This window comes from Campylobacter sp. VBCF_04 NA7 (genome assembly GCF_027737405.1).
Lineage (GTDB): Bacteria > Campylobacterota > Campylobacteria > Campylobacterales > Campylobacteraceae > Campylobacter_B.
The window spans coordinates 200,058-224,176 of sequence record NZ_JAOVTT010000001.1; the positions used below are offsets into that span (position 1 = coordinate 200,058).

The 24,119-nt window shown below is 40.5% G+C and carries 23 protein-coding genes and 1 pseudogene; 6 read left to right on the forward strand and 18 right to left on the reverse strand.

The annotated features are described in order from the left end of the window. Positions 1 to 49: 49 nt before the first annotated feature. From OFO00_RS00910 to OFO00_RS00920, 3 genes are read right to left on the reverse strand one after another with little or no spacing between them, the layout of a single operon-like run. Positions 50 to 802 (reverse strand): glycosyltransferase family 2 protein, encoded by a 753-nt coding sequence (locus OFO00_RS00910; protein ID WP_270864518.1) that lies wholly within the window; start codon positions 800 to 802, stop codon positions 50 to 52. Then, positions 799 to 1,590 carry a polysaccharide deacetylase family protein gene (locus tag OFO00_RS00915; protein ID WP_270864519.1) on the reverse strand — a complete coding sequence of 264 codons (792 nt, stop codon included), beginning with the start codon at positions 1,588 to 1,590 and terminating at the stop codon, positions 799 to 801. Before OFO00_RS00915 ends, OFO00_RS00910 begins: the two co-directional genes overlap by 4 nt. After that, on the reverse strand, positions 1,587 to 2,582 hold the full coding sequence (locus tag OFO00_RS00920; protein WP_270864520.1) for a glycosyltransferase: 996 nt from the start codon (positions 2,580 to 2,582) through the stop codon (positions 1,587 to 1,589). The genes OFO00_RS00915 and OFO00_RS00920 overlap by 4 nt, the downstream gene beginning before the upstream one ends. A 312-nt stretch (positions 2,583 to 2,894) precedes the next feature. Between OFO00_RS00920 and OFO00_RS08025 the strand changes: the two are divergent. After that, a pseudogene (locus tag OFO00_RS08025) lies at positions 2,895 to 3,053 on the forward strand (DapH/DapD/GlmU-related protein); the annotation flags it as partial. 154 nt (positions 3,054 to 3,207) lie between these two features. Here the strand turns inward: OFO00_RS08025 and OFO00_RS00930 are convergent. From OFO00_RS00930 to OFO00_RS01000, 15 genes are all read right to left on the reverse strand, one after another. Then, positions 3,208 to 4,185, reverse strand: coding sequence for a glycosyltransferase (locus tag OFO00_RS00930; RefSeq protein WP_270864522.1), 978 nt, complete (start codon positions 4,183 to 4,185; stop codon positions 3,208 to 3,210). After that, on the reverse strand, positions 4,182 to 5,378 hold the full coding sequence (locus OFO00_RS00935) for an O-antigen ligase family protein (protein WP_270864523.1): 1,197 nt from the start codon (positions 5,376 to 5,378) through the stop codon (positions 4,182 to 4,184). The genes OFO00_RS00930 and OFO00_RS00935 overlap by 4 nt, the downstream gene beginning before the upstream one ends. Then, entirely contained in the window at positions 5,375 to 6,466 is a 1,092-nt protein-coding gene (locus tag OFO00_RS00940; RefSeq protein WP_270864524.1) for a glycosyltransferase family 4 protein, read from the reverse strand. The genes OFO00_RS00935 and OFO00_RS00940 overlap by 4 nt, the downstream gene beginning before the upstream one ends. Beyond that, positions 6,463 to 7,356, reverse strand: a complete 894-nt coding sequence (locus tag OFO00_RS00945) for an ELM1/GtrOC1 family putative glycosyltransferase (protein ID WP_270864525.1) — start codon at positions 7,354 to 7,356, stop codon at positions 6,463 to 6,465. Before OFO00_RS00945 ends, OFO00_RS00940 begins: the two co-directional genes overlap by 4 nt. Further along, positions 7,356 to 8,237, reverse strand: a complete 882-nt coding sequence (locus OFO00_RS00950) for a lysophospholipid acyltransferase family protein (protein ID WP_270864526.1) — start codon at positions 8,235 to 8,237, stop codon at positions 7,356 to 7,358. Before OFO00_RS00950 ends, OFO00_RS00945 begins: the two co-directional genes overlap by 1 nt. Positions 8,238 to 8,294: 57 nt before the next feature. Continuing rightward, complete coding sequence (gene mnmE / locus OFO00_RS00955) at positions 8,295 to 9,626, reverse strand: tRNA uridine-5-carboxymethylaminomethyl(34) synthesis GTPase MnmE (RefSeq protein ID WP_270864527.1); 1,332 nt, start codon at positions 9,624 to 9,626, stop codon at positions 8,295 to 8,297. Continuing rightward, positions 9,626 to 10,363 carry a Jag N-terminal domain-containing protein gene (locus tag OFO00_RS00960; protein WP_270864528.1) on the reverse strand — a complete coding sequence of 246 codons (738 nt, stop codon included), beginning with the start codon at positions 10,361 to 10,363 and terminating at the stop codon, positions 9,626 to 9,628. Before OFO00_RS00960 ends, mnmE begins: the two co-directional genes overlap by 1 nt. Beyond that, the gene (yidC, locus tag OFO00_RS00965; RefSeq protein WP_442867899.1) at positions 10,353 to 11,936 is read right to left on the reverse strand and encodes a membrane protein insertase YidC; all 1,584 of its coding nucleotides are present in this window, start codon (positions 11,934 to 11,936) and stop codon (positions 10,353 to 10,355) included. Before yidC ends, OFO00_RS00960 begins: the two co-directional genes overlap by 11 nt. A 2-nt stretch (positions 11,937 to 11,938) precedes the next feature. Continuing rightward, positions 11,939 to 12,268: a membrane protein insertion efficiency factor YidD gene (gene yidD / locus OFO00_RS00970; RefSeq protein WP_270859068.1), complete on the reverse strand. Its 330-nt coding sequence runs from the start codon at positions 12,266 to 12,268 to the stop codon at positions 11,939 to 11,941. Beyond that, positions 12,265 to 12,597, reverse strand: a complete 333-nt coding sequence (rnpA, locus tag OFO00_RS00975) for a ribonuclease P protein component (RefSeq protein WP_333720327.1) — start codon at positions 12,595 to 12,597, stop codon at positions 12,265 to 12,267. The genes yidD and rnpA overlap by 4 nt, the downstream gene beginning before the upstream one ends. Next, positions 12,585 to 12,719 carry a 50S ribosomal protein L34 gene (rpmH, locus tag OFO00_RS00980; protein WP_270859069.1) on the reverse strand — a complete coding sequence of 45 codons (135 nt, stop codon included), beginning with the start codon at positions 12,717 to 12,719 and terminating at the stop codon, positions 12,585 to 12,587. The genes rnpA and rpmH overlap by 13 nt, the downstream gene beginning before the upstream one ends. Before the next feature lie 101 nt (positions 12,720 to 12,820). Then, positions 12,821 to 14,179: a TolC family protein gene (locus OFO00_RS00985; RefSeq protein WP_270864529.1), complete on the reverse strand. Its 1,359-nt coding sequence runs from the start codon at positions 14,177 to 14,179 to the stop codon at positions 12,821 to 12,823. Between the two features lie 2 nt (positions 14,180 to 14,181). Continuing rightward, on the reverse strand, positions 14,182 to 16,110 hold the full coding sequence (locus tag OFO00_RS00990; protein ID WP_270864530.1) for a MacB family efflux pump subunit: 1,929 nt from the start codon (positions 16,108 to 16,110) through the stop codon (positions 14,182 to 14,184). A gap of 16 nt (positions 16,111 to 16,126) precedes the next feature. Continuing rightward, complete coding sequence (locus OFO00_RS00995; protein ID WP_270864531.1) at positions 16,127 to 17,311, reverse strand: efflux RND transporter periplasmic adaptor subunit; 1,185 nt, start codon at positions 17,309 to 17,311, stop codon at positions 16,127 to 16,129. Between the two features lie 130 nt (positions 17,312 to 17,441). Continuing rightward, positions 17,442 to 18,299 (reverse strand): EamA family transporter, encoded by an 858-nt coding sequence (locus OFO00_RS01000; protein ID WP_270864532.1) that lies wholly within the window; start codon positions 18,297 to 18,299, stop codon positions 17,442 to 17,444. A gap of 167 nt (positions 18,300 to 18,466) precedes the next feature. Between OFO00_RS01000 and glmU the strand changes: the two genes are divergently transcribed. The 5 genes from glmU (at position 18,467) to OFO00_RS01025 (ending at position 24,118) form a co-directional block, all read left to right on the forward strand. Further along, positions 18,467 to 19,768 (forward strand): bifunctional UDP-N-acetylglucosamine diphosphorylase/glucosamine-1-phosphate N-acetyltransferase GlmU, encoded by a 1,302-nt coding sequence (glmU, locus tag OFO00_RS01005; RefSeq protein ID WP_270864533.1) that lies wholly within the window; start codon positions 18,467 to 18,469, stop codon positions 19,766 to 19,768. Further along, positions 19,761 to 20,942 (forward strand): bifunctional phosphopantothenoylcysteine decarboxylase/phosphopantothenate--cysteine ligase CoaBC, encoded by a 1,182-nt coding sequence (coaBC, locus tag OFO00_RS01010; protein WP_270859075.1) that lies wholly within the window; start codon positions 19,761 to 19,763, stop codon positions 20,940 to 20,942. The genes glmU and coaBC overlap by 8 nt, the downstream gene beginning before the upstream one ends. Positions 20,943 to 20,945: 3 nt before the next feature. Continuing rightward, positions 20,946 to 21,623 carry a polyprenyl diphosphate synthase gene (gene uppS, locus OFO00_RS01015; protein WP_270864534.1) on the forward strand — a complete coding sequence of 226 codons (678 nt, stop codon included), beginning with the start codon at positions 20,946 to 20,948 and terminating at the stop codon, positions 21,621 to 21,623. A gap of 718 nt (positions 21,624 to 22,341) precedes the next feature. Next, complete coding sequence (locus OFO00_RS01020) at positions 22,342 to 23,094, forward strand: prepilin peptidase (protein ID WP_270864535.1); 753 nt, start codon at positions 22,342 to 22,344, stop codon at positions 23,092 to 23,094. Beyond that, a complete protein-coding gene (locus OFO00_RS01025; RefSeq protein ID WP_270864536.1) occupies positions 23,087 to 24,118 on the forward strand; it encodes an LptF/LptG family permease in 1,032 nt (343 codons plus the stop codon). Before OFO00_RS01020 ends, OFO00_RS01025 begins: the two co-directional genes overlap by 8 nt. Position 24,119 lies beyond the last annotated feature (1 nt).

A 24,119-nucleotide genomic window follows, 5' to 3' on the forward strand; every position in this document is an offset into this window, starting at 1 on the left:
TCGCCCTTTTAGTGGAATTTAATAACTTTTTATAATAGCTAAATTTTGCTTAATTTCCTTTTTTGTTAAGCCAAATTTCATACAATTTCGCCTCTTTCATAAATGCGTAAAATGCGTTTATAACGGCGATTATGAAGCCTTTTTTGCCGTCGAAAAAACTTCGCCTTAAAAAATACGATTTGAAAAAGACAAGCGGAAAGATAAAAAGCAGTTTGGCTAGGCTCGGTTTTTTGCCTTTTTCAAATTTTTGCTGTGCGCGCAGGCTCGAATAGTTGTTGTTTTTGCTCACTAGCTCTTTGATTGGTTTATCGCTGAAATGATAAATCACGCCACGAGATTTTCGCACCTTGCCATTTATGCTGACTTGCGCATGCACGCCCAAATTTCGGTATTCGCCAGAGCTTTTGCGAAAAAATCTGATATGGGTGTTTTTTCGCACTCTATCATCGACGATTCCGCCCATGTAAAATTCGTGAAATTTAATATCAAGCCCGTCGAATTCGCTCTGCTCCATAAACTCGCAAATTTCAGCTTTTAGCTCAGCGCTTACTTCCTCGTCGCCGTCTAAATTTAGCACCCACTCGTGTGAGCAGAGCGAAAAAGCGTAGTTTTTTTGCACGCCCTCGCCTTGCCAATCGTGGTGGTGGATTTTCGCGCCGTATTTTTGCGCAATTTCAAGTGTCTTATCGGTGCTACCACTATCGACGATGATGATTTCTGCGAAATCCGCGACACTTTTTAGCATTCGTTCGATATGTTTTTCTTCGTTTTGCACGATTGCATAGACACTTGCATTTATCATAGTTTATTCCTTATGCGCGTAAATTTCAGCCAAAAATCAAAAAAACTCTCCGTCCCCAAAACACCAATTCGCTTAATGGCAAATTTATCATCGCCCGCTTCGTAAAGTCCGCGCTTTACCACGACCGCGGCGCAGTATCCCACACTCCTAGTAAATGACAAAATTTCATCATTAAATTTGCCATAAGGATAGGCAAAAACCCTGCACTCTCGCCCGGTGATTTTCTCTAACTCTTTTTTGGATTTTTCGATTTCATCTCGCGCTTTTTCTGGCTCGCTCGCCCACAAACGCTCTAAATTCGCGTGGCTTAGCGTGTGCGAGCCAAACTCGATTAAATTTGAGCGGTGCATTAAATTTATCTCATCGCTAGTTAAAATTTGGCTTAAATGCTCGGTATTTCCGCGCTCCCAATCATTTTGTGTAGCACCTGCTACCACAAAAATCGTGGCTTTGAAATTATATTTTTTCAAAATTTCAAAGGCGTTTGTGTAGTTATCCATAAAGCCGTCATCGAAGGTAATACAGACCGATTTTGGCGGGATTTGGGCTAAATTTGCTAACTCGCTAAGCGTGAAAGTCGTAAAGCCGTTTTTGGCTAGCCACGCGATTTGCGCTTCAAAATCGGCTGGGCGAACGCGCCATTTATCAAATTTATCGCCCTTATGCTCGCTTATGCTATGATACATCAGCACGCGCGCCTTATCCCAGCCCTGCTGGATCCGCCACCAGTTATACCTGCACGAAAAGGCTATAATCGCCACGGCTAAAATTGCGAAAAAATATATCATTTTTTAAAATCCTTTATCAAATTTTTATAAGCATTTATGTAATTTTGCGCCATTTTTTCTACGCTAAATTCGTCCTTTTTGGCTTTGATAGGGGCGAAAATTTGCACGAATTTATCGTAGTTTGCGTGGATTTCATCTAGTTTGTGAGCTAAATTTTCTGGCGTGGCGCTAAATTTTAACTCACTAGGCAAAATTCGCTCACAAATGCCAGTATTCGTCGAAATCATAAGTGGCGAATAATAAACCCCGTCAATCGCCACAAGTCCGTAAGCTTCGAATTTCGAAGCGATGATTTGCAAATCGCAGCTTGCTAAATGATCATTTATATTATCCACGAAACCGCGCAAAAAGACCTTTTTATCAAGTTTTAGCTCGCTAATTAGCCTTTCTAGCTCACCTTGCTTCTCGCCCTGACCAAATATCTCGCACACAAAGTCAAATTTTACCAAACTAAGCGCTTTGATGACCACATCCATTTGCTTAATAGCGCTTAATCTGCCAGAGCTAATGATGTGAAATTTATCTAGTTTTTTAATCTTTTCTGGCTTTTTATACAAAATTCCATTTTCGATAATTATAGAATTTGGCGGTAAAATCTTTTTTGTCTCATCTAACACTGCCACACACAAATCAGCTAATTTATAATTTTTTTTGAATTCCAAAGTGTGTTTTGTGGCGATTAACGGAATTTTCTTTTTCATAAAAAATCTAGCATTATAGATAATCTCTATCACTTTTGCATTGTGAGCGTGTATGATATCTGGGCTAATTTCATCTAAAATTTTAGCAATTTTATGCAAAAAAATGGGGTTGTATCTGTTTTTTTTAAAATTTATCTCTATTAATTTTACATTTTTGTCTATGTATTTTAAAATATTTTTATCGCTCATTAGATAAATTTTGTGTTCTTTAACTAATTCGTTGCATAGCTGGACACAAGCGTTTTCTGTTCCTGCAAATTTTATCCAATTAAGAGCGTGTAAGATTTTCAAACCATTTCCTAAATTTTAAATCCTGCGATTATCTCATATTACCGCTTTATACTTCGTTAAATTTAATTATTTTTTCTATATAATGGGCAAAAAATTTAAGGAAAATTTATGTTTAAAAATTTGATAAAAAAGCTAAAAGGCAAACCCACATACAAAAATATAAAAATGGGCAGTAATGTCCATATTATCAACTCTTGCATCGATGAGGCGTTCGGTCATCTCATCAGTATCGGCGATAATGTAACCATTACAAACGCTACAATTTTAGCCCATGATGCAAGCACAAAAAAGGCCCTTGGCTACTCTAAAATCGGCAAAGTCGAGATAGGAAGCGATGTTTTTATCGGTTATGGAAGCATTATTTTACCACGCACAAAAATCGGCGATAAGGTCATAATCGCAGCCGGAAGCGTAATCACAAAAAATGTAGCCCCAAATTCGGTTGTCGGCGGAAATCCAGCAAGGTTGATTTGCACATACGATGAATATATGCAAAAAATGCAAGAAGCGCTACAAACCTCACACAAAAGCGAAAAACACCCAAAAAATATGAGCCAAAATGAGCTTTTAGAGCAAACAAGAGCATTGAGTGATTTTAGCTTGGGGTTTAGCGTATAAATTTAGCCTATTTTAGGCAGTTTTCGTAATAATTTTTTAGAGTGGATATATAATTTTCAAATTTCAGACCATTTTTTATCTCTTTGTGTTTTTCGCTAAATTTTTGCGAATACATATCGTAATTTTTGTAAATTTTACTAATTTTTGCGCTCATATTTTCATAATCGATAAAAAATTCCTCATCTAAAATTTCACTAATTCCACCAACTTTGGTGCCAAGTAAAACATTAGCATAAAAAATCCCTTCAATTAAACTAATCGAAAGCCCCTCACTACGAGATGATATGATTTGCAGGTGCGAATTTGCTAGCCTTTGCGCGACATCGTCTTTAAATCCGAGGAGCACCACTTTGCTTTGCAAATTTAGAGAATTTATTAAATTTTGCAAATTTTTTCTCTCTTTTCCTTCGCCGACAATTTGCAAAACAAAGTCAAAATCAAGCTTACTAACAGATTTTATCAACTCATCAAAACCTTTGATAAAATCTAGCCTTCCAACCGCAATAATGCTAAATTTATCGCCTAAATTTCGTGAAATTTGCCTTTGTTTAATACCAAAATATATAACTTCACTTTTGTGATTTATAGTTTGGGCTACGCTCTTTGATACCGAAATGACATTTGAAATTTTATTAAAAATTTTGCCCTTTCGCACATTGTGTTTAGTCGCAACCTGCGTAAAATCCATAAATTTATTCAGCAAAAATCCCATTTGCGAAGCTTTTGCGCCGTGAGTGTGTAAAATTTGGACGCCAAATTTTTTCAATACTTTTAAAATTTCAAAATATAAAAGTAAATTCCACCTTTTATCATAGTTTTTATACTCGTAAATTCTAACTTTTGGCGAAATTTTATCTTTATACAAACACCCGTTTGGCACGATTAAAAGCACTTCGTCATTTTGACATAGCTCATTTATGCTATCGCAAACGATTTTTTCTACACCACCATAGATTGTAGAGCACGAAAAATAGGCTATTTTCACGCATCGGCCTTTTGTGTAAATTTATCAGCAAAAATCAAAAACGCAAATAAGCTTAGATAGCTCATCAGCCTTTTTGTATCAAACAGACTAAAATCAAATTGAATTACAATGCAAAAATATGCCAAAGCGCAAAAATAGATGAAATTTTTACTTCTAAATATCTCTTTGATAGCGCAAAACAGCACCCCAAGCCATGCTAGAAGACCAAAAATTCCAGTGAAAAGCAAAATTTCAAGCTCAGCATTATGCACCATGAGAAATCTCATAAGTTTTTTTGGTTTTTCTAAACTAATCCAAGTTTGCACACCATGCCCAAAAATAGGATTGTTTTGGATTTGAGCAATAGTATATTCCCAGATAATATCTCTGTAACTAGTGTGCCCAGTTAAAAGATGATTAAATCTAATCGCAACGGCGTCAAAATAAAAATAAATCCCCAAAACAATAAGGCTAAATAAAATCAAAACTAAAAGTATAAATTTTATATTTTTTCTCAAATTTAAAGCCACCCACAAAAGCATAGCCGCGCTCACGCCGACCCACGACGAACGCGAATATGTAAAAACCAAAACGCTAATATGCAATAAAAACAAAACTATGCCAAGCTTTGGCTTGTATTTTGTAAAAATCAGGCTAAACACAGCCCCTATACCCATCATAAGCCCTAGTCTGTTGCGATTATCCAAAAGCCCAGTTAGACCTGTTTTTTTAATATTATTTACCTTTTTGCTTAGGATTAAGTCTGGATTATTTATCGCCTGATAAATCGCCGATACCAATAAAATCGATGTTCCAAGCAATAAATATAAAATAATCTCTTTTTTGGAGAAAAATTTCAACTTATAAAAATAAGCCAATGCGATAAAAACAAAACCATATCTAGTGACAAAAATAATGATATTTCGCCACGATTTTTTTGTCAAAAGCTCGGGGTTTAGGAGATTTGCGATAACCATAGAAACAATGATTAAAAAGACAAAAAACGAAAAAAGCTTGACTTCTTTTAAATTTGCGATTAAAACGCTGAAATTTTTGTAAATTACAACATGCAAAATCGCCAAAACTATTATATAAATCGTCGAAATTTGATACACGCTATTTTCAAATGCAATCGAACAAAGCCAAATTATAAGCCCAAATTTTAGCGCACTTTGCCAAGGATTTAATCTGATAAAATCCAAAATTTTACTCACACCATCTCCTTATAGGCACTCATAGTTTTCTCCACCATTTGCGCTAAACTGAAATTCTCCGCTATATAGCCGTATCCGTCAAATTTATAATCCTTCGCACGATTTATCGCCACGGCTAGCTCCCTCTCATCGCCCACAGCAAAAAACTCGCCATTTTCGCCAGATCTGATTATATCTAGCACGCCGCCGTGATTAGAGGCCACCACAGGCGCATTTAGCGCGATCGCCTCAGCCACGCTTCGCCCGAAACTCTCAGGCTTTTTCGACGCACTCACGACGACATTGCTTAGCGCATAAATCTCAGGGATTTTGCTTTGCGAACCCGCAAAAATCACGCTTTGCGCCAAATTTAACTCACGCGCTAAATTTTGTAGCCCCAAAAAATACTCTTTTTTATCATCGCGCACACCGCCCACGATTAAAATTTTTAGCCCCTCACCAAAGCTTTGCTTTAAAATTTGCCCCGCTTTTATGAGCGTTTCATAGTCTTTGAGTTGCGTTATACGGCCCACACTTGCGACGATGAAATCGCTATCTTTTAGCCCAAATTCGGCGCGAAATTTCGCCATAAATTCGGCGTCTAAATTGCTAGGATTAAATTTTTCCAAATCAATTCCGCGCGGAATCACCCTGATTTTGCTGACATCTGCGCCGAAATTTCGCACTACATAATCCTTCGTAGCATTGCTGACACAGATGATTTTATCGGCTTTTACCATGATTTTGCTGTAAAAATTCACAGAATTTAGCCCATGCACGGTGCTAACTAGCCCAAAATTTAGCCCCCCTTTGGCGAATTTCACTAGCCATGCAGGCACGCGAGAGCGCACATGCACGATATCTGGGGCGATCTCGCGCAAAATTTCTTTTAGCGCACTAGCGCGTGACAATGCTGTGAATATATTTTTGGAGCAAACATCGAATTTTATGTGGCGCACGCCGTTTTTTTCTAGCTCGCTTACTAGCTTTCCGCCATTGCTAATCACCACGCTTTCCACGCCAAATTTCGCAAATTCGCGCGTGAGCTCGACCACACCGCGCTCGACGCCACCTTCGTTAAGTTCGGGCAGTATTTGCACCACTCTCATAGGCTAATTCCTTGTAAAATTTGGCTTAAATTTATCTTTTTTGTCGGTTTTAACTCGCTGTTTTTAGCGTAAATTCGCAAACACTCATTTTGCGTTAAATTTGCGATAAAATCGTCAAATTTATTGTGCGAATTTTTGCGTGGAAGTGTCAAAACAGCGACATTTGCGCGACCATTGCACACAGCCTCGCTTATCATCGAAACAGAATCTTGGGTGATAAAAATCCACTCGCAACCCTCCAAAAAATCGCCGATTGGATTGATCTGATTTTTGCTATAAATCACGCTAAAATCGAAATTCGCGCGCTCAAACTGCGCCTCGATATCGCGTGGGGTGCGTGGGCTAGTGGTCAGGGCGTATTCGTGGCGTGGAAATTTCGCCTTAATCTCTTCTACAATGTCGCAAATTTCGCTACTCATATCAAACGAAGCGTTTGGCCCACCGATAACAAAGCCAATCGCGCTTTTTTTGGGAGTGTAGAAATTCCCCGTTTTGCTAAGGTTTAAATTCGTCGGCAAAATCACCACATTTGGCGCAGTTTGCGTGGTGTCGTGAGCGTTTGCGAAAATGAGCGAAAAGTCCTTTTTATAGCCTTTTGGATACATTAGCGCGACGCTTTTTTTGCCAAATTTCGCGGCGCAGTATTTTAAGGGATAGTATGTCACAGACCCAGCTCCCACAAAAATGTCAAAATTCGCAAAAATTTTGTTTTCGCACTCGAAAATTTTAAATTTTAGCCCCAAAAAATCCAAAAAATATGAGAGAATTTTTAAAATTTTGTTTTTATAGCCAACCTTGCAAAGCTCAAAATCCAAGCCTTTTAATTCGCAAAACGCCACGCTTTGGCTCTCATGCCCCTTGCGCCCGTCGGTAAAGATAAGCGCTCTCATCAATCAACTTTCCAGCGATTATGCATCCAAAACCACTGCTCGGGTGCGCTTCGCACGACCTCTTCGAAGATATCGTTGCACTGCTGGGTTATGAACTGCTCAGCCTGTGATTTTTCCAAATCCGCGTTTGGCGGGGTGAAATCTTTGATGACGATTTCGTAGCGACCATCACTCATGCGACGCGCGAAAACGGGGATTAGGACTGGGTTAAATTTCAAATACAGCGACGCAATCGTCTTTGTGGTGTAACACTCGCGCCCAAAAAATGTGGTTTTTAGGCTGTTTTTTCCGCCTGGTTTTTGATCTGGCAGGATTCCTACATTTTTGCCCGCCCTTAGACACTCGACAAGCCCGCGCATGGCGTCATCTTTGTAGATTAGCTCGTTGCCGTATTTTTTGCGAAATGGCGTAACTAGGCGGTCTTCGATGAGTTCGTTATTTCCCCTGCGCCCCACAACCGCCACAGGAAAGCCGTTCGCGCCGTAAAAATGGGCTAAAACTTCCCAGTTTCCAAAATGCGCCGTGAAAAACAAAATGCCGTTTTTGCTATCGCCTTTTAGCGCTTTTACCTTTTCTAGTGCCTCGTCTTTGTTAGCAATAAGCGCGCTAAAATCGAGCCTTTCGTGGTAGAAAAGCAAGGTTTGGGTTAGGGTTTTGGCCACAGAGCGGAAATTTTCGCGCGCTAGGGTTTTAATCTCGCCAGCTGATTTTTGTGGGTAGGCAAGGCTAAGGTTTTTTATAGCGATTTTTGCGCGTGATTTTAGCGCGAAAAAGGCGAATTTCGCCAAGAAATCAAAGAAAAAATATAAGAAATTTGTCGGTAGAATTTTGGCTAATTTTATTAAAATTACGACTAGGAAATATTCAAATTTTTCTCTCATTTTCACCCTTATTAAAAGGGATGATTATAATAAATTTTGGCTAAATAAGATATAAAATCACTTTCCTAGGCAAAAATTCCCAAACATTTCATCTAAAATTTCGTCCCTCTCAAAGGGCCTAGAAATCGACGAAATCTGCTCTATGGCGCGATTCATTTCATAAGCGAAAATTTCAAGCTCGGCCTCGTTTAACTTTTCGCGCGCACTTTTTAGGGCGTTTAGTGCGTTTTGGCAAGCATTGATTTGGCGAGTATTACTTAGCATAAGTCCGTCGAAATTCTGCGAATTTAGGTAAATTTCAAGCTCTTTTAAAATTTCATCGACGCCGTTTTTGGCCGAAATTTTAAGCGGTTTTTGCGCAAAATTATATGCAAAATTTTGCGCTAAATCAGATTTATTTAAGATATAAAATATTTTTTTATCGCTTTTTTGCTCCAAAATTTGGACGATTTTTTCATCTTCGTTCTCAAATTTCGCAGAGCTATCAAACACAGCCAGGATAATATCAGCCTCATCAATCGCCTTGATTGAGTATGAAATACCGATATTTTCGGTCTTGCTCTCGCCATGCCTAATGCCTGCTGTATCAATGATACGGATTAGGTGAGTGCCGATTTTAAGGCTCTCTTCGATTCTATCCCTAGTAGTGCCCGCCTCATCGCTGACGATTGCGCGCTCGTAGTTTAAAAGTGCGTTTAAAATACTGCTTTTGCCCACATTTGGTTTGCCTACGATCGCGACCTTAAAGCCCTCGATTAGCCCTTTTCTGCTCTTGCTAATCTGGGTGATTTTTTCTAAATTTTCTATGTTTTCATTTAGCATTTTTAGCGAATTTTCAAGCACATCGTGTGGCAAATCCTCTTCGGCGTAATCTATGCAAACCTCGGCAAATGCAAGAGTTTTGACAAGCTTAGCGCGCAGGTCATTTACAAAGCCTTCAAGCTCGCCGTGCAGGTTACGAGACAAAATCTTAGCCGCACTTTCTGAGCGAGAAAGTATCAAATCGCTAATCGCCTCAGCCTTGCTTAAATCAATTTTGCCGTTTAAAAACGCCCTTTTGCTAAACTCGCCAGGCTCAGCGATACGCGCTCCTAGCGCAACCACGCTATCAAGCGCCATAGATGAGCTAATAAGTCCGCCGTGTGTTTGGATCTCCACGACATCCTCGCCAGTGAAGCTATGCGGGGCTTTGAAATATATAAAAATCGCCTCGCCAAATTTCACCCCGTCAGTGCCGTATAAATTCGCTAGTGTGGCGTGGCGCGGTGCGAAGTCATTTTTATGCGAAATTTCGCGCGCGATTTGCAGGGCGCCTGCCCCACTTATGCGCACGATTGATATTCCACCGACTCCATGAGCAGTGGCGATAGCAGCGATTGTTTGATTCATTAATTTTTTTCGTCGATTATGATGATTTTGCCGTTACGAGTGGATTTGATACCGATCGTGCGATCTGGGAAGCTTTCTTTAATCTTGTCGCTAGCGATTTTGACAAATGCCCCGTCAAATGGCTTGGTTACGATTTTTGAGCCATTTGCGTTCGCCTTTAATGCGCCCACATACGAGTCGATATGTTTGCTTTGGTTTTGCAAAAATTCAGCCACTTCGAAAACGACAGAGAGATTGTATTTCATACTAATCCAGTTATAAATCATATATGAAAACGCCTTGTATCTGTGGCCTTCCTTACCGATTAAAAGCGCGCTATCATCGCCGTCGATTTTGATATAGACGCTGTTTTCATCGTAAATTTTAACCTCGCAAACGCTAAGATTAAATCCGCTTTGTGCGATCAAATTTGTGATTTTTTGCTCGATATCTTTGCAAATTTCATCATTTATGGTAGCTTTTGGCTTTTCTTTGCGGACTTTGTGCGAATTTGCGCTTCTAGTTTTTTGCGAATTTTGCGGTTTTTTCTCGTCATTTGGTTTTTGGCTTAAATTTTCGCTTTGTGGAAATTTCTCGCCCTTTTTGACAACCTCGATAATGGCATTTTTCTTAAAAAAGCCCAAAAATCCGCTACTTGGCTGTTGAATTACCCTGATATTTAGCTCGGTAATCGAACACCCAAACTCATCTGCTGCTTTTTGGTAAGCTTGCGTTAAATTTATCGCTTCAATTTTCATGTTTTTTCTCCGAAATTTGGGCTTGCTTTTGGCGAGCAAAGATTTTGTTTATGACATATTGTTGCACTATCGAACACATATTATTCACAGTCCAATACAGCGTCAAGCCAGCTGGGAACATTAGGAAAAACACACCAAACATTAGTGGCAAGAATTTCATTACCTTCTCTTGCATTGGGTCTGTAAATGAAGTAGGCGTGATTTTTTGCTGTAAAAACATAAGTGCTGTCATCAAAATCGGCAAGATATAATATGGATCTTTTAGCGATAGATCGTGGATCCACATAGCCCACTCGGCGCCTTTTAGCTCGATTGCGTTTAAAAGCACGCGGTAAATCGCGAAAAATACCGGAATTTGAAGTAGTATCGGCAAACATCCGCCCATTGGGTTCGCGCCGTTTTTGCGATATAGCTCCATCATGTGCATTTGCAATTTTTGCGGATCGCCTTTGTATTTTTCTTGCAACTCTTTCATTTTTGGGGCTAAATCTTTTAGCTTATTCATTGATAACATACCCTTGTAGCTAAGTGGAAAGAGTGCTGCGCGAATAATTAGCGTAAGTATCACAATCGCCCAGCCCCAGTTGCCTACATGGCTGTAAATCCAGCGCAAAAATTTAAACATAGGTCTTGCGATGAAGGTGAACCAGCCATACTCAATGACATTAGTTAGCTTTGGATCTACCTCTTTTAGGGTTACATAATCCTTCGGTCCAATATAGCCAATGCTCTTAAAATCGCCGTTTGCTCTAATGAAGGCTTGCGAAATATCGTTTGCGCTAGTAATCGTGGTGTTTAAATTTTCGCCAAAAAATAGGCTTGTGTAGTATCTATCTGAGCTAGCCACAAATATAGCGTTTTCGACGCGTTCGTTTTCGCTCACATCGCCGTCTTCGAAAATCTCGACTGTATCGTCGCTTTTGCCCACTGTGATTCCGTGGATTGTGTATCCATCTACCTCGACATCAGGGCGAGAGCCAGGTGTGATAAAATACGAAGTCGGGCGGTTAAATTTGATATCGATTTCGTAACTTCCATTTGGGTTAAATTTCAAATTTTTGCTAACGACAAAATCGCCTAAATTTTGCGTCAAAACCACGCTAGCTGCGCCGTTTGTGATATCTAACCTATCCGCAGAGGCAGTGTATGGAGTAGAAAATGCTAACTCATTTAAATTAGCGTCTTCAAATCTGATTTCAAGTGGTTTTGAATCGCCATCTTTGCTGATTAAATTTATCGGTTCGCCCTCTTTTGTAAATTTTTTATCATTTAGCGTGTATGAGCTAATGCGACCAAAATTATCAATCGTAAAATTCGCCTCTTTGCCGACGATTTTGACTAACTGATTTTGTGTGCTCGCACCCGCGCTTGCGCTTGGAGTTATACTAGCACTTGCGCTAGTTGGGGCTTGTTTTGCCACGCTTTGCGCACTTTGCGCGGCAGTGGCTGTTTTGTTCGCCTCAATAGCGGCTCTGACTTTTGACATATAAAAATGGTCGTATGCCACAAAAAACAAAAAAGCTAGCAAAATAGCTAGTCCTAGGCGTTTTTGTTGGGATATTTGATCTAACACGATTATCTCCTAAATATTATATAATACTGATTTTTTGAATATGGTATAAACCAAATTTTTGGTTTTACGCCCAAAGCACTGTTTTTGCATGCCCAAAAAAAATTAAATTTAAAATTATGCTTGATGATAGGGTGATCTATTCCGCCCTTGAAAAAAGGGTTGCACTTTAAAATTCTAATTAATGTAGCAAAAAATGCGTGTAAGGGGTGGTTAAATTTAAACTGATAGAGCGCGTAAGTAGAGCATGTGGGATAGTAGCGACAACTCGCAGGTAAAAGAGGTGAAATAAAGGCTCTGTAAAATTTAATCAAAAAAACACAAAAATTTCTCATTTTATCGAACCTATCTTTTTAAAAGCCCAACGCAAACTTCGCTCTATCTCTTTAAAACTCATGTTTTCAATCTGTTTTTTTGCGATAATGATAAAAGTGCCATCTTTTAATAAATTTTGCTGATTATAAAACGCCGCTCTTAGCAGGCGTTTGGTGCGATTTCGCTTAACCGCATTTCCAATCTTTTTACTAGCTATCGCACTAAATCTGCGCTCGCCGTCCATAAAATACACGACAGCGCAATCACAGTGCCATTTCGCAGCACTTTTATAAACTTCTGAAAAAACCTGATTTTCGCTTATCGGAGCGAAACTACCTACGCAGCCAATCTTGCTCTACCTTTGGCGCGTCTTGCGTTGATAACTTTGCGTCCATTTTTTGTTTTCATTCTTACACGAAAGCCGTGTGTGCGCTTTCTAGGGGTGTTGTGTGGTTGATATGTTCTTTTCATATTCTTCCTTTTTTAAAAAATTTAAGGTGTGGATTTTACAAAAATTTTACTTAAAAAGCATTGAAAAACTAAATTTTTCAATGCTAAACAAATTTTAAAATTTAAAATTTTTGGCGAAATTTACCAGCCATAGCGCGGTAGATTGAAATTTCATTTTGCATACTCGCATATCTTTGCGCAAGTAGATTTATTCGCGCCGAAATCGCACTCGATCTAGCCTCCAAAAAATCTTTTAGCTCGCTAGCACCTGCGTCGTATTTGACGCGGTAAATGCGCTCAATCTCGCTGGCTGTTTTGTAAGTATCGGCTAAATTTGCGAGCCTTGCGCGGTTGATTTCGTAAATTCTATACAAATTTAGCGTCTCATTTACTGCGCCGCTTAGGGTTTTTTCGTAAGAATTTCGGTAAGCGTAAAAATCCACCTCAGCTATCCTTAACTGCGATTTTAGCCGTCCATAGTCCAAAAACGGCAGACTAATGCTGACATTTCCGCTCAAAAATTTCAAATCAAATCCATCGCTAAATTTATCTGCATTTGCCGAATTTAACCCTGCGCCCAAATTTACGCGCGGGAAGAAATTTAGCCTTGCGCGTCTGTGGTCATAAAACGCCGCATTCAGCCTAGAAATCGCAGCTCTAATGTCTGGGCGATTATGCAAAGCAGTGTAAGGCACGCTAAGGTCTGCGCCTAGAAATTTCACGCTCTCAATGCTTGGCAAATCTGCGCGAAACTCCAATTCAGGCGAGATTAAATCACGCATAAATTTGCGGTTATCCTCGATATTTTTCTCGATTTCCAAAACGCGGTTTTTGAGATTCAAAATGCTGTTTTGCACCTGCTTGTATTCGATGAGCTCGGATCTGCCATAATCGTATTTTGCCTTGACGATTTGCTCGATTTGCGCATAATCTTTTAAATTTTGCTTCGTCCATTTTAGCGCATCATTTAGATAAAGCATCTCAAAATACCCACTCACGACCGAATTTATCAGCGTCAAACGAGCATTTTGCAAGTCAAACACACTCGCACTCGCGTCCCACTCGCTTGCATTTATGTTCGAGCGAATCCGCCCGAAAAGATCTAGCTCATAGCTGACATTAAAGCCAGAGCTATAAGTCTTGCTCCACTCATCGCTTCTGCTGATATCGCGGTTTGCGCTAGCACCCCACGAAGCCCCAAGCGTGGGGAATAAATCTTCTTTGCTAAGACCTAAATTCGCATACGCGCGCTCTAAATTTAACGCTGCTGCGCGCAAATCATGGTTTTTCGCCAAAGCCTCATCAACAAGGGCATTTAAATATGGCTGATTGTATCCCTTATACCAATCCTGCGCGATTTCATAGGTTTCGTTTTCGTCTATAAAGCTATCTTGCACTTCGTAATCAAGATTGCTATTTATCGCGGCACACCCGCCAAAAAACGCCACGAAAACTGCGCTTACAAATATATTAAATTTCATCTCTACTCCTGTGCTAATGCGTCGATTGGGTTTAGTTTGCTTGCACTTCTTGCTGGCAAATACCCGAAAATTATCCCAATAGCAGATGAAGCCGCAAAGGATACGATTATCGGCGCAATGGTAAATTTCATCGAAAAATCAGGGCTTAGCGAATTAAAACTAAATCCAATTAAAAGCGCAAACAAAATTCCCAAAATTCCGCCGAACCAGCATAGCAAAATCGCCTCGATTAGGAATTGTTGCAAGATATTGCCCTCTTTGGCACCGATTGCCATGCGGATTCCGATCTCTCTGGTGCGCTCGGTAACTGAGACTAGCATGATATTCATTACGCCGATTCCGCCCACGATTAGCGAAATAAAGGCGATTGAGCCGATTAAAATTTTCATCGTGCCTGTCGTGCTCTCTATCGTTTGCTTAATCGTATCTGAATTTCGCGTGTGAAAATCCCTCGTGCCGTGGCGCTGGATTAGCAGCTGTGTGATACTCTCCTCAGCCATTGCGGTGCTGACATCGTCTTTGATTTTGACCGTAATCGAGCTAATCTGCCTATCGCCTGAAATTTTATCAATCACGGTCGTATATGGCGCATACACGCGCAAACTCTCGCTACTGCCAAAGGCGTTTTTATCCTCGCCAGCTATGCCGATTATGCGCAAAGCCCTGCCGTTGAATAAAATCGTATTTCCAAGTGGTTCCACGCCTTTAAATAGCGTTTTTTTGGTGTTTTGATCGATGATGATGACAGAATTTGAGTATTTTATATCATCTTCGTTGAAATTTCGCCCCTCTACCACATCTATTCCGCTGACTGCGAGCGAATTTACATCACCGCCAAAAACCTGCCCCGTCGCACTCATACTAGCGTAAGTTAGCGTTCCGCTCGTGCGCGAATTTGGCGTAGAATAATCCACATAAGGCTGGTGCGCTAATGCTAGGGAGTCGTTTTTGGTTAGAGTATTTATCCCGCCTGCTCTAATATCGCCGAAATTTCGCCCCGGATAGACGCTAATGGTATTCGTGCCAATCGAGCGGATATTTGATAAAATCCTCTCCTCTGAGCCGTTTCCTAGGGCAACGACGCAGATAACTGAGGCAATTCCGATTATAATTCCAAGCATTGTCAAAATCGAGCGCAACTTATGCGAAAATATCGCGCTGACCGACATTTTAAAGCTCTCTATAAATTGATCTTTGGCAGAAAAAAGCGAGCTTTCTTTTTCTAGCTTTTCTTTATGTAAATCAAAGGTGCGCCCCATTTTGACATTATCGCTTAAAATTTGACCATCTTTAATCTCCACGATTCTATCAGCGATTGAGGCGACATTGCTATCGTGGGTTACGACGATTATGGTATGACCTTCTTCGTGGAGTTTTTTTAAAATCTCCATTACCATGACACCAGATTTGCTATCAAGCGCGCCTGTTGGCTCATCAGCCAAGATTATCTCGCCACCATTTATGAGAGCCCTTGCGATAGAGACGCGTTGCTGCTGTCCGCCTGAGAGTTTGTTTGGCAAATTTTTCGTGCGATCACCTAGCTCTAAACCTTCTAAAAGCTCTATTGCGCGCTTAATCCTAGCATGAGATGGCACGCCTGCATACACGGCTGGTAGGGCGACATTTTCGGTAGCGTCGATTGAGGCGATGAGATTGTATTTTTGAAAAACAAAGCCAAATTTCTTGCTTCTAAGGCTTGCAAGCTCATCTGAACTAAGCTTAGCAACCTCTTTATCATCGATTTTATAGCTTCCGCTAGTTGGGGTATCGATACAGCCGATGATATTCATCAGCGTGGATTTTCCACTACCGCTTTGACCGATGATTGATACGAATTCGCCGGCTTTTATATGCAAATTTATATCTTTTAGGATATGAACCTCATCGTCGCCGAGTTTGAATTTTTTGTTTATATTTTCTAACTTTATCATGGCTAAATTTTAAATTTTAAAATCTCATTCTAGGAGCGCGTCCGCCTCTGCCATCGCCGATTTGATTGGCGTTTGAACCATCTGCGATAATAATCTCGTCATCATCGCTCAAACCGCCCAAAATTTCGGTATTTAAATCATCGCTAATACCCTTTTTAATATAGGTTTTCTCTGAGCCAAAAGCCCTTTTTACCATGACATAATCCCCATTTTCATCGCGTTTAATCACAGAAGTTGGCAGATAGTTTGTGTCTTCTGCGTGATTTACGATGATTTCGCACTCTGTCGTCATGCCGATTTTTAGGTAATTATCTCTATTATCTATTAGGGATTTGACATAAAAATAAACAGCGCTTTTTGATGAGCTCGCGCTCGTGCTAGCCTTGTCGTAGCTGCCGTCACTTAGCGTAGTAAGACCTGGGTCTATGTGAGAGACATGGGCTTGGCGCACATCATTGAGATTTGAGAGAATATAGTATTCTACCGGCGTGCCGACGCTGATTTTAGAAATATCGCCCTCGGCGACTTCCATTTTTATCTCCATTTTGCTTAAATCCGCGATTTTTGCGATTGTTGGCGTGGTTTGGTTGGCATTGACCGTCTTTCCCTCTTCGACTGGGACTGATACGATTGTCCCGCTAGTAGGGGCTGTGATTTTGGTGTAGCCTAAATTTGTCTCAGCTGTGCTTAAAGAGAGTTTGGTCTGCTCGATTTGCGCTTCGATCTGTTTTTTGGCTGCCTTTTTTGCAGCGAGATTGTTTTTGGCGTTTTCTAAGGCTTCTTTCGAAGTCGCGTTTGCTTTGTAGAGTTTAAGCTCGCGATTATACTGCGTCTGTGCGTTATCACTTGCGATTTTGGCTGAAACCAAATTTGCCTCATAGATATTTAACTGCGCCTTTTCCTTGGCGATATTGTTTTCTTGGGTAACTGAGTCGATTTGGGCTATCATATCGCCAGCCTTGACCACATCGCCGACTTTGACATAGAGCTTTTTGATCTGACCGCCTACTTGCGCACCCACATCGACTAACTCTTGCGCATAAACCTCGCCAGTGGCTGTCACGGTGCCACGGATATTGCCTTTTTGCATTTTTGTGGTTAGGATTTTTGGGGCTTCGTCTTTTGCGCCAAGCTTTTTATACGCGAAATATCCGCCCAAAATCAGGGCTAAAATAACTAAAATTTTGACTATTTTTTTCATCTTCTCCAACTTTTTTTAAATTCAAATCCGCAATTTTAGCGAACAAATTTAAACCTAATGAAATTTTGCGAAATTTTAATTACAAATTCTATCTCTAAATTTTACAAAAGCTAATCAAAACTAACCAAATTTAGGCTTTTGCGTAAAATTTCATTATTTTTTTGTGTAGGATTAGTGAAAATGCGATTATCACGCTACCGATTAGGAATTTGCCAAGCTCGGCGTCTTTATGCCAAAGGGCTAAATTTACGATAATCGCGGCTGGGATTAGAGCGTTATTCATAATCGCAAGCACGCCAGCATCGACTTCGCAAGCGCCTTTGTTCCACAAAAAATAGCAAAGCGCGGAGCTTACCACGCCCATAAAAATTATGATTGCAACCTGCTCTGCGTTTGGATTAAATTTCGCCGCGTTTCCAAAAAGCGCCGCCACAAGCGCGCAAGCAATCACTGCGCCTAGGAAAAAATAGCCAAAAAGCTCTTTTTGCTCGCCAAGGCCCTTGCTTTCGCAGAGGTATTTATACGCGCTCTGACCTGCGCCAAAGCACAAATTCGCCCCTTGAATCAGCAAAAATCCGGTTAAAAACTCAGAGTTTATGCCGTTAAATTTAATCACAAATGCCCCCAAAACCGCAAGCGAAACACTAAGCAGATAAAGCGAGCGAAAACGCCTAGCAAACGCGTCATATATCAGCGTTACATAAAACGGCGTAAATATCGTAAAAAGCGCCACTTCATAGACTTTGAGATACGCAAAACTTTTGTAATAAAAAATATACATTATGCCGATTTGCACTGCGCCAATCGCGCAAATTTGCCCTGCTAGACGCAAATTTACACCCCTAATTTTCATAAACGGCACGAAGCACACAAACGCCAAAGCCACGCGCGAAAGCGCCAAATACGCGCTATCAATCCCGCGCAAAAACTCGCCAATCAGCGAAAAGCTAAACGCCCAAATAAATGTAACGATGATAAGTTTTGTCAAAATTTACCCCAAAATTTTAAAAATTCTAAGGATTTTATAAAATTTGAGTTTAAATTTATATTACAAATTTTATTAATGGCAAATTTTAAAATTTCAGCGCGCAAAAGTAATCTTTTATTAATCTTTGCTGTGATAAAATCCCTAAATTTTTATTTTTTAGGAAAATTATGAGTGAAATTTCAGTAGTAATTCTAGCCGCTGGTTTTGGCACGCGTATGAAGTCAGACCGCCCAAAAGTCCTATTTGAGCTTTGCGGAAAGTCGATGTTAAGCCATGTTTTGGAGCGCGCGTATGAGATTAGCGATGATGTGAGCGTGATTTTGCACTATCAATTTGATCGTGTCAAAGAGGCAGTTTTGAGCGAGTATCCAAACACCAAAATTTACAAACAAGACCACGAAAACTTCCCTGGCACCGCAGGCGCGCTAAAAGATATCAAATTTGATAGCCAAAAAACTCTAATCGTATGTGGCGATATGCCACTAATCGACAGCGCAGATTTGCGCTCGCTTTGCAGTAGCGACGCAGATGTCGCCCTAAGCGTATTTCGCGCAAAAGATCCATTTGGATATGGCAGAGTTATCACAAAAGATGGCGAAATTTTAAAAATCGTCGAGCAAAAGGACGCTAGCGAGGAAGAAAAGCTAGTTTGCGACGCAAATGCTGGGTGCTACTGCTTCAACACAAAGGTGCTAGAAAAAATACTGCCTCAAATCACACCAAACAACGCCCAAAAAGAGTATTACCTCACAGATAGCATAAAAATCGCCAAGGATATGGGGCTAAAATGCTCTGCCGTGTGGGTTGATGAGCAAAATTTCATGGGAATAAATGATAAATTTGCGCTAAGCGTGGCTGAGGAAATCATGCAAAATCGCATAAAAGAGCGCTTGATGAAAGCTGGCGTGCTAATGCGCCTTCCTAGCACGATTTATATCGATTGCAGGGCGAAATTTATCGGCGAGTGCGAGTTGCAAGAAAATGTCAGTATCATCGGCGAGTGTGTGATCGAAAACTCTATAATCAAAAGTTCAAGCGTAGTCGAAAGCTCACTTATCAAAAATTCCGACCTTGGCCCTATGGCGCACATACGCCCAAAATGCGAGATTGTGGGCACTCATATCGGAAATTTCGTCGAGCTAAAAAATGCAAAAGTAAATAATATCAAAGCAGGCCATTTAAGCTATTTGGGCGATTGCGAGATTGATAGTGGCACAAATATCGGCTGCGGCACGATTACATGCAATTATGACGGCAAGAAAAAATACAAAACCATAATCGGAAAAAATGTCTTCGTAGGCTCTGATACGCAGTTCGTAGCCCCAGTTAAAATAGGCAATGATGTCATCATAGCAGCGGGCTCAACTATCGTTTCAGATGTCCCAAATGGCGCACTAGCGATAGCTAGATCAAAACAAACAAACAAAGCTGAATTTTTCTATAAATTTTTTAGGAGCAACAATGAGTAAGAAGAAAATTTTACTAGCAGTTTGTGGAAGCATTAGTTTTTATAAAGCATTTGAAATTCTCTCTGCGCTTAAAAAGGCGAATTTCGATGTTTATGTCGCACTTAGCGAGGGTGCGAGCGAGTTTGTGAGCTACAAGGCTTTCGAGGCTTTGTGCGATCACCCTGTGCTATGCAGCGGCAACGAAGACTGGCAAAAAGGGGTAAATCACATAAACTACTCAAAAGTAGATTTAGTCTTAATCGCTCCTGCTACGGCAAATACGATAAACAAGCTTGCTTGGGGAGTTTGTGATAATGTATTTTTACAAACCATAAACGCAGCCTTCGCCAAAGCCAAGGTCGTAATCGCACCAGCAGCCAATCCTGCGCTACTTGAAAACAACATAACCCAAAACTGCATTGAAATTTTAAAAAGTAATGTCAAAGCCTTGTTTGTCGAGCCTATCGAAAAAATGCTAGCTTGTGGCGAAAAGGGCAAAGGCGGCCTTGCGACCACAGAGGCGATACTTCAAACCGTAAAACGCGCAATCCATAAGGATAAATTTTGGGAAGGCAAAAATGTCGTCATCACAGGCGGTCCAACAACCGAGAAAATCGACAATATCCGCGGAATTACAAATTTTTCTAGCGGAAAAACCTCAAAGGCAATCGCGGACGCATTTTATTATCTAGGCGCAAATGTAACGCTGATTTCGAGCGTGGATTATCCAAATTTGCCTTATAAACTTACGATTTTTGAGAGCACAATCGGCCTAAAATCAGCCCTTGATAGCACGAAATTCCCTGATGGCTCATACCTGATAATGGCAGCAGCTGTTAGCGACTACACTCCAAAAGTCCGCTACAAAGGCAAGGTCAAAAAGACAGAAATCGGCGATGTGTGGAACCTGCGCCTTGGCAAGACCGATGATATCTTAAGCTCAGTGCATGCAAATATCAAAAAAATCGGCTTCAAGCTAGAAACTGACAAAGAGACCGCACTAAACGAAGCAAAACGCATGCTAGATGAGAAAAATCTTGACGCAGTATGCCTAAATACGCTAGATGATGTGGTAAAACTAGGTGGCGATGTCACGAGAATCACGCTTTTGACAAACGATTTTATTACCGAGCTAGATACTGCGAGCAAAGATGAAATCGCGCTAAAACTAGCAAACGAACTTAAAAAAATCTAAATCGTGAATCAATTAAACCATTTAGCAATCATTATGGACGGCAATGGGCGCTGGGCTAAAAAACGCGCCCTATTGCGCACTGGCGGGCACGAAGTGGGCGCGCAGGTCGTGCAGAGTATCTGCGAATTTTGCATAAAAGAAAAAATCCCAAATCTAACTCTTTACGCATTTAGCACCGAAAATTGGAAGCGACCAAAAAGCGAAGTTGAGTTTTTGATGAAACTTTTGGCGAAATTTTTGGTTGATAAAAAAGAGAGTTTTTTGGCAAATGGGATAAATTTCAAAGCCGTCGGCGATATAGAGAAATTTAGCGATGATTTGAAAAGCAAAATTTATGATTTGCAAAATTTTACGCAAAATTGTGCGAATTTAAATCTAAATTTGGCGATAAATTACGGCGCGCGTAATGAAATCGTGCGAGCGTGTCGTGAAATTTCACGCTCTGGGAGCGAATTTAGCGAGAGCGAAATTTCAGCGCATTTGGATACTGCGCGCAGTGGCGATGTGGATTTGCTAATCCGCACAGGTGGCGAAAAGCGCATTTCAAACTTCTTGCTCTGGCAGGCAAGTTACGCCGAACTAGCATTTAGCGATACTTTGTGGCCAGAATTTTCTAACGCAGAATTGTCGCAAATCATCAGCGAATTTAAAAACAAAAACCGAAGATTTGGTGGTTTATAATATCACAAAACAAAAATACACAAAATTCTAACAATCTAAGAAAATTTAAAAGATTTTGAATTTTAAAATTTCGGCGCAGTATTTCCAAAATAAAATTCCAAAATTAAATGATAATTTTCCAAATTGCTTCGTTTTCTACGAAAGCTCGCAACGAGTGCAAATTTGCATGCTTTAAATTTTTAACTCGTAGGTTGCTTCGTCGCTGCTACACAGCTCATCACAATGACAGATTAAACAAATTTTGCTCGCCACTGTCATTGCGAGAATTTTGCATTAGCAAAATTCGTGGCAATCTACGAGCGCAAATAATCAGTCGCTCTAATCCGTGTCATTGCGAGGAAAGGCGAAGCCTTGACGAAGCAATCCAGTGGGAATTTAGATAAATTTTAATTCGCTTTAAAATTTACTGGATTGCTTCGAAATACTTCGTATTTCTCGCAATGACAGAGAATTTTGCGCTTTTAATTTTCAACTCACAGATTAGACTTCGCCTATGGCTTGTCCAAATCTACCCAACTCCACACGCCAGTACTTCGCTTGTTTCGTTTCGTCGCTGTCACACAGCTCCTCGCAATGACAAATTTAGCAACACTATTAATTTACACAATGACAGCAAATTTCGTAAATTTTAAATTTCACTCCCGAATTTGCCCAAAATTTAGCCAAAAAATTGTAAAATAGCCGTTTGCAAAATTTATCAATTTAATAATGGATTTTTATGGAATACTACCTTTATATGGCGATTTTCGCCCTTTTTGGCATCTGTGTCGGCTCATTTAGCAATGTCTTAATCCACAGGCTTCCGCGTGGCGAGAGTATCAACTTCCCTGCTTCGCACTGCCCTAAATGCGGCACTCCGCTGAAATTTTACCACAATGTCCCGCTGTTTTCGTGGCTGTTTTTGGGCGGAAAATGCGCATTTTGCAAGGAAAAAATCTCTATCCGCTATCCCATAGTGGAGTTTTTAGCCGGCGCGCTAGCCCTGTGCGCCTACATCTGCGAGCCAGATATCATCAAAGCCGCCATTTTAGCGCTACTTTTCATACTTTTACTAGCGCTTTCGGCGATCGATTTCGAGTTCAAGGCCGTGCCAGATAGCCTGCTTTTCACAGCTACCGCACTTAGCTTAGTCTATCCTTTGCTTTATGATTTTGACATTAGCTTGCTGTATCCAGCCGCTGGGTATGGACTAGCGTTTTTCGCGCTTCGCCTCATCATCACAAAGGTTTTAAAGCGCGAAGCCATGGGCTCAGCCGATATTTTTATCGCCATAATCATTGGCGCGATTTTGGGCTGGAAGCTAGGCGGTATCGCGATTTATATCGGCGCGATTTTGACCTTGCCAGCATACGCAATCGCCAACAAAAAAGGCTACGAACTGCCGTTTGTGCCGTTTTTATCAGCTGGACTTTTGCTTACGATTTTATTCAAAGCTCAAATTTTAGAGCTTTTGGAAATGATTTATGGATAGAGTTCAAAAATACCTATTTAGCAACTTCATAAGCTCGTTTGCGTCGCTATTTAGCACGCTTTTTATCATTATGTCGATTGTGTTTTTCTTGCAGATTGCGCGCATTACCTCTTTTATCGAGATAAATTTGATAGAGCTAATCAAACTCTACCTTTTTATGCTGCCGCGAATTCTCATTTTCACCGTGCCGATTGCCTTTTTTGTCGCCCTTAGCATGGCGCTTTTCCGCCTTTCAAAAGAGAACGAGACAATCGTGCTTTTTACTATCGGTTATGTTACGCGCAAAATCGCTGTGTTTTTCGGCGTGATTGCGGCGATTTTTTCGGTTCTTTTGCTCTTTATTTCGCTTGTAATGATGCCAATCGCCGAAAATCTCAAAGACAATTTCATCGACTACAAAAAAGTCAATGCCACACTAAATATCAAAGCTAGCGAATTTGGGCAGAAATTTTCGGAGTGGATGGTTTTCATCGAGGGCGAAGACGAGGGCGAAAACGGCAAAATTTATAAAAATTTAGTATTTTACAACCACGGCAAAAAGGGCGAAGATGAGCGCATAATCATCGCCAAAAAAGGCGAGTTTGTAAGCGAAAATCAAAGTTTTTCCGCACTTTTACGCGATGGCAAAATCTACACCGTGGATAGCGACGAGTGGCATATTACTGAGTTTGACGAGCTTATCATACGCACACTTTCTAAGAGCAATATCCGCACAGGGAGCGATGTGCTAGGATACTGGCGCGAAATGCGCAAAAACGACAAACGCAAAAAAGATTTCAGCATTTATGTGCTTGTTTCGCTATTTCCGCTAGCAAGCGTGCTTTTTGCGCTAAGCTTTGGAATCGTAACTTACCGCTACGAAAAGGGCTTTATTTACGCTGGGATTTTTGGGGTGCTTTTTAGCTATTTTGCGCTGATTATGATACTAGCCAAACGCCCACAAATCGCCATTAGCGTGACATTTTTGCTGACATTTATCCTATCTTGGATTTATTATAACTTCAAAATCAAACCGCGATATTAAA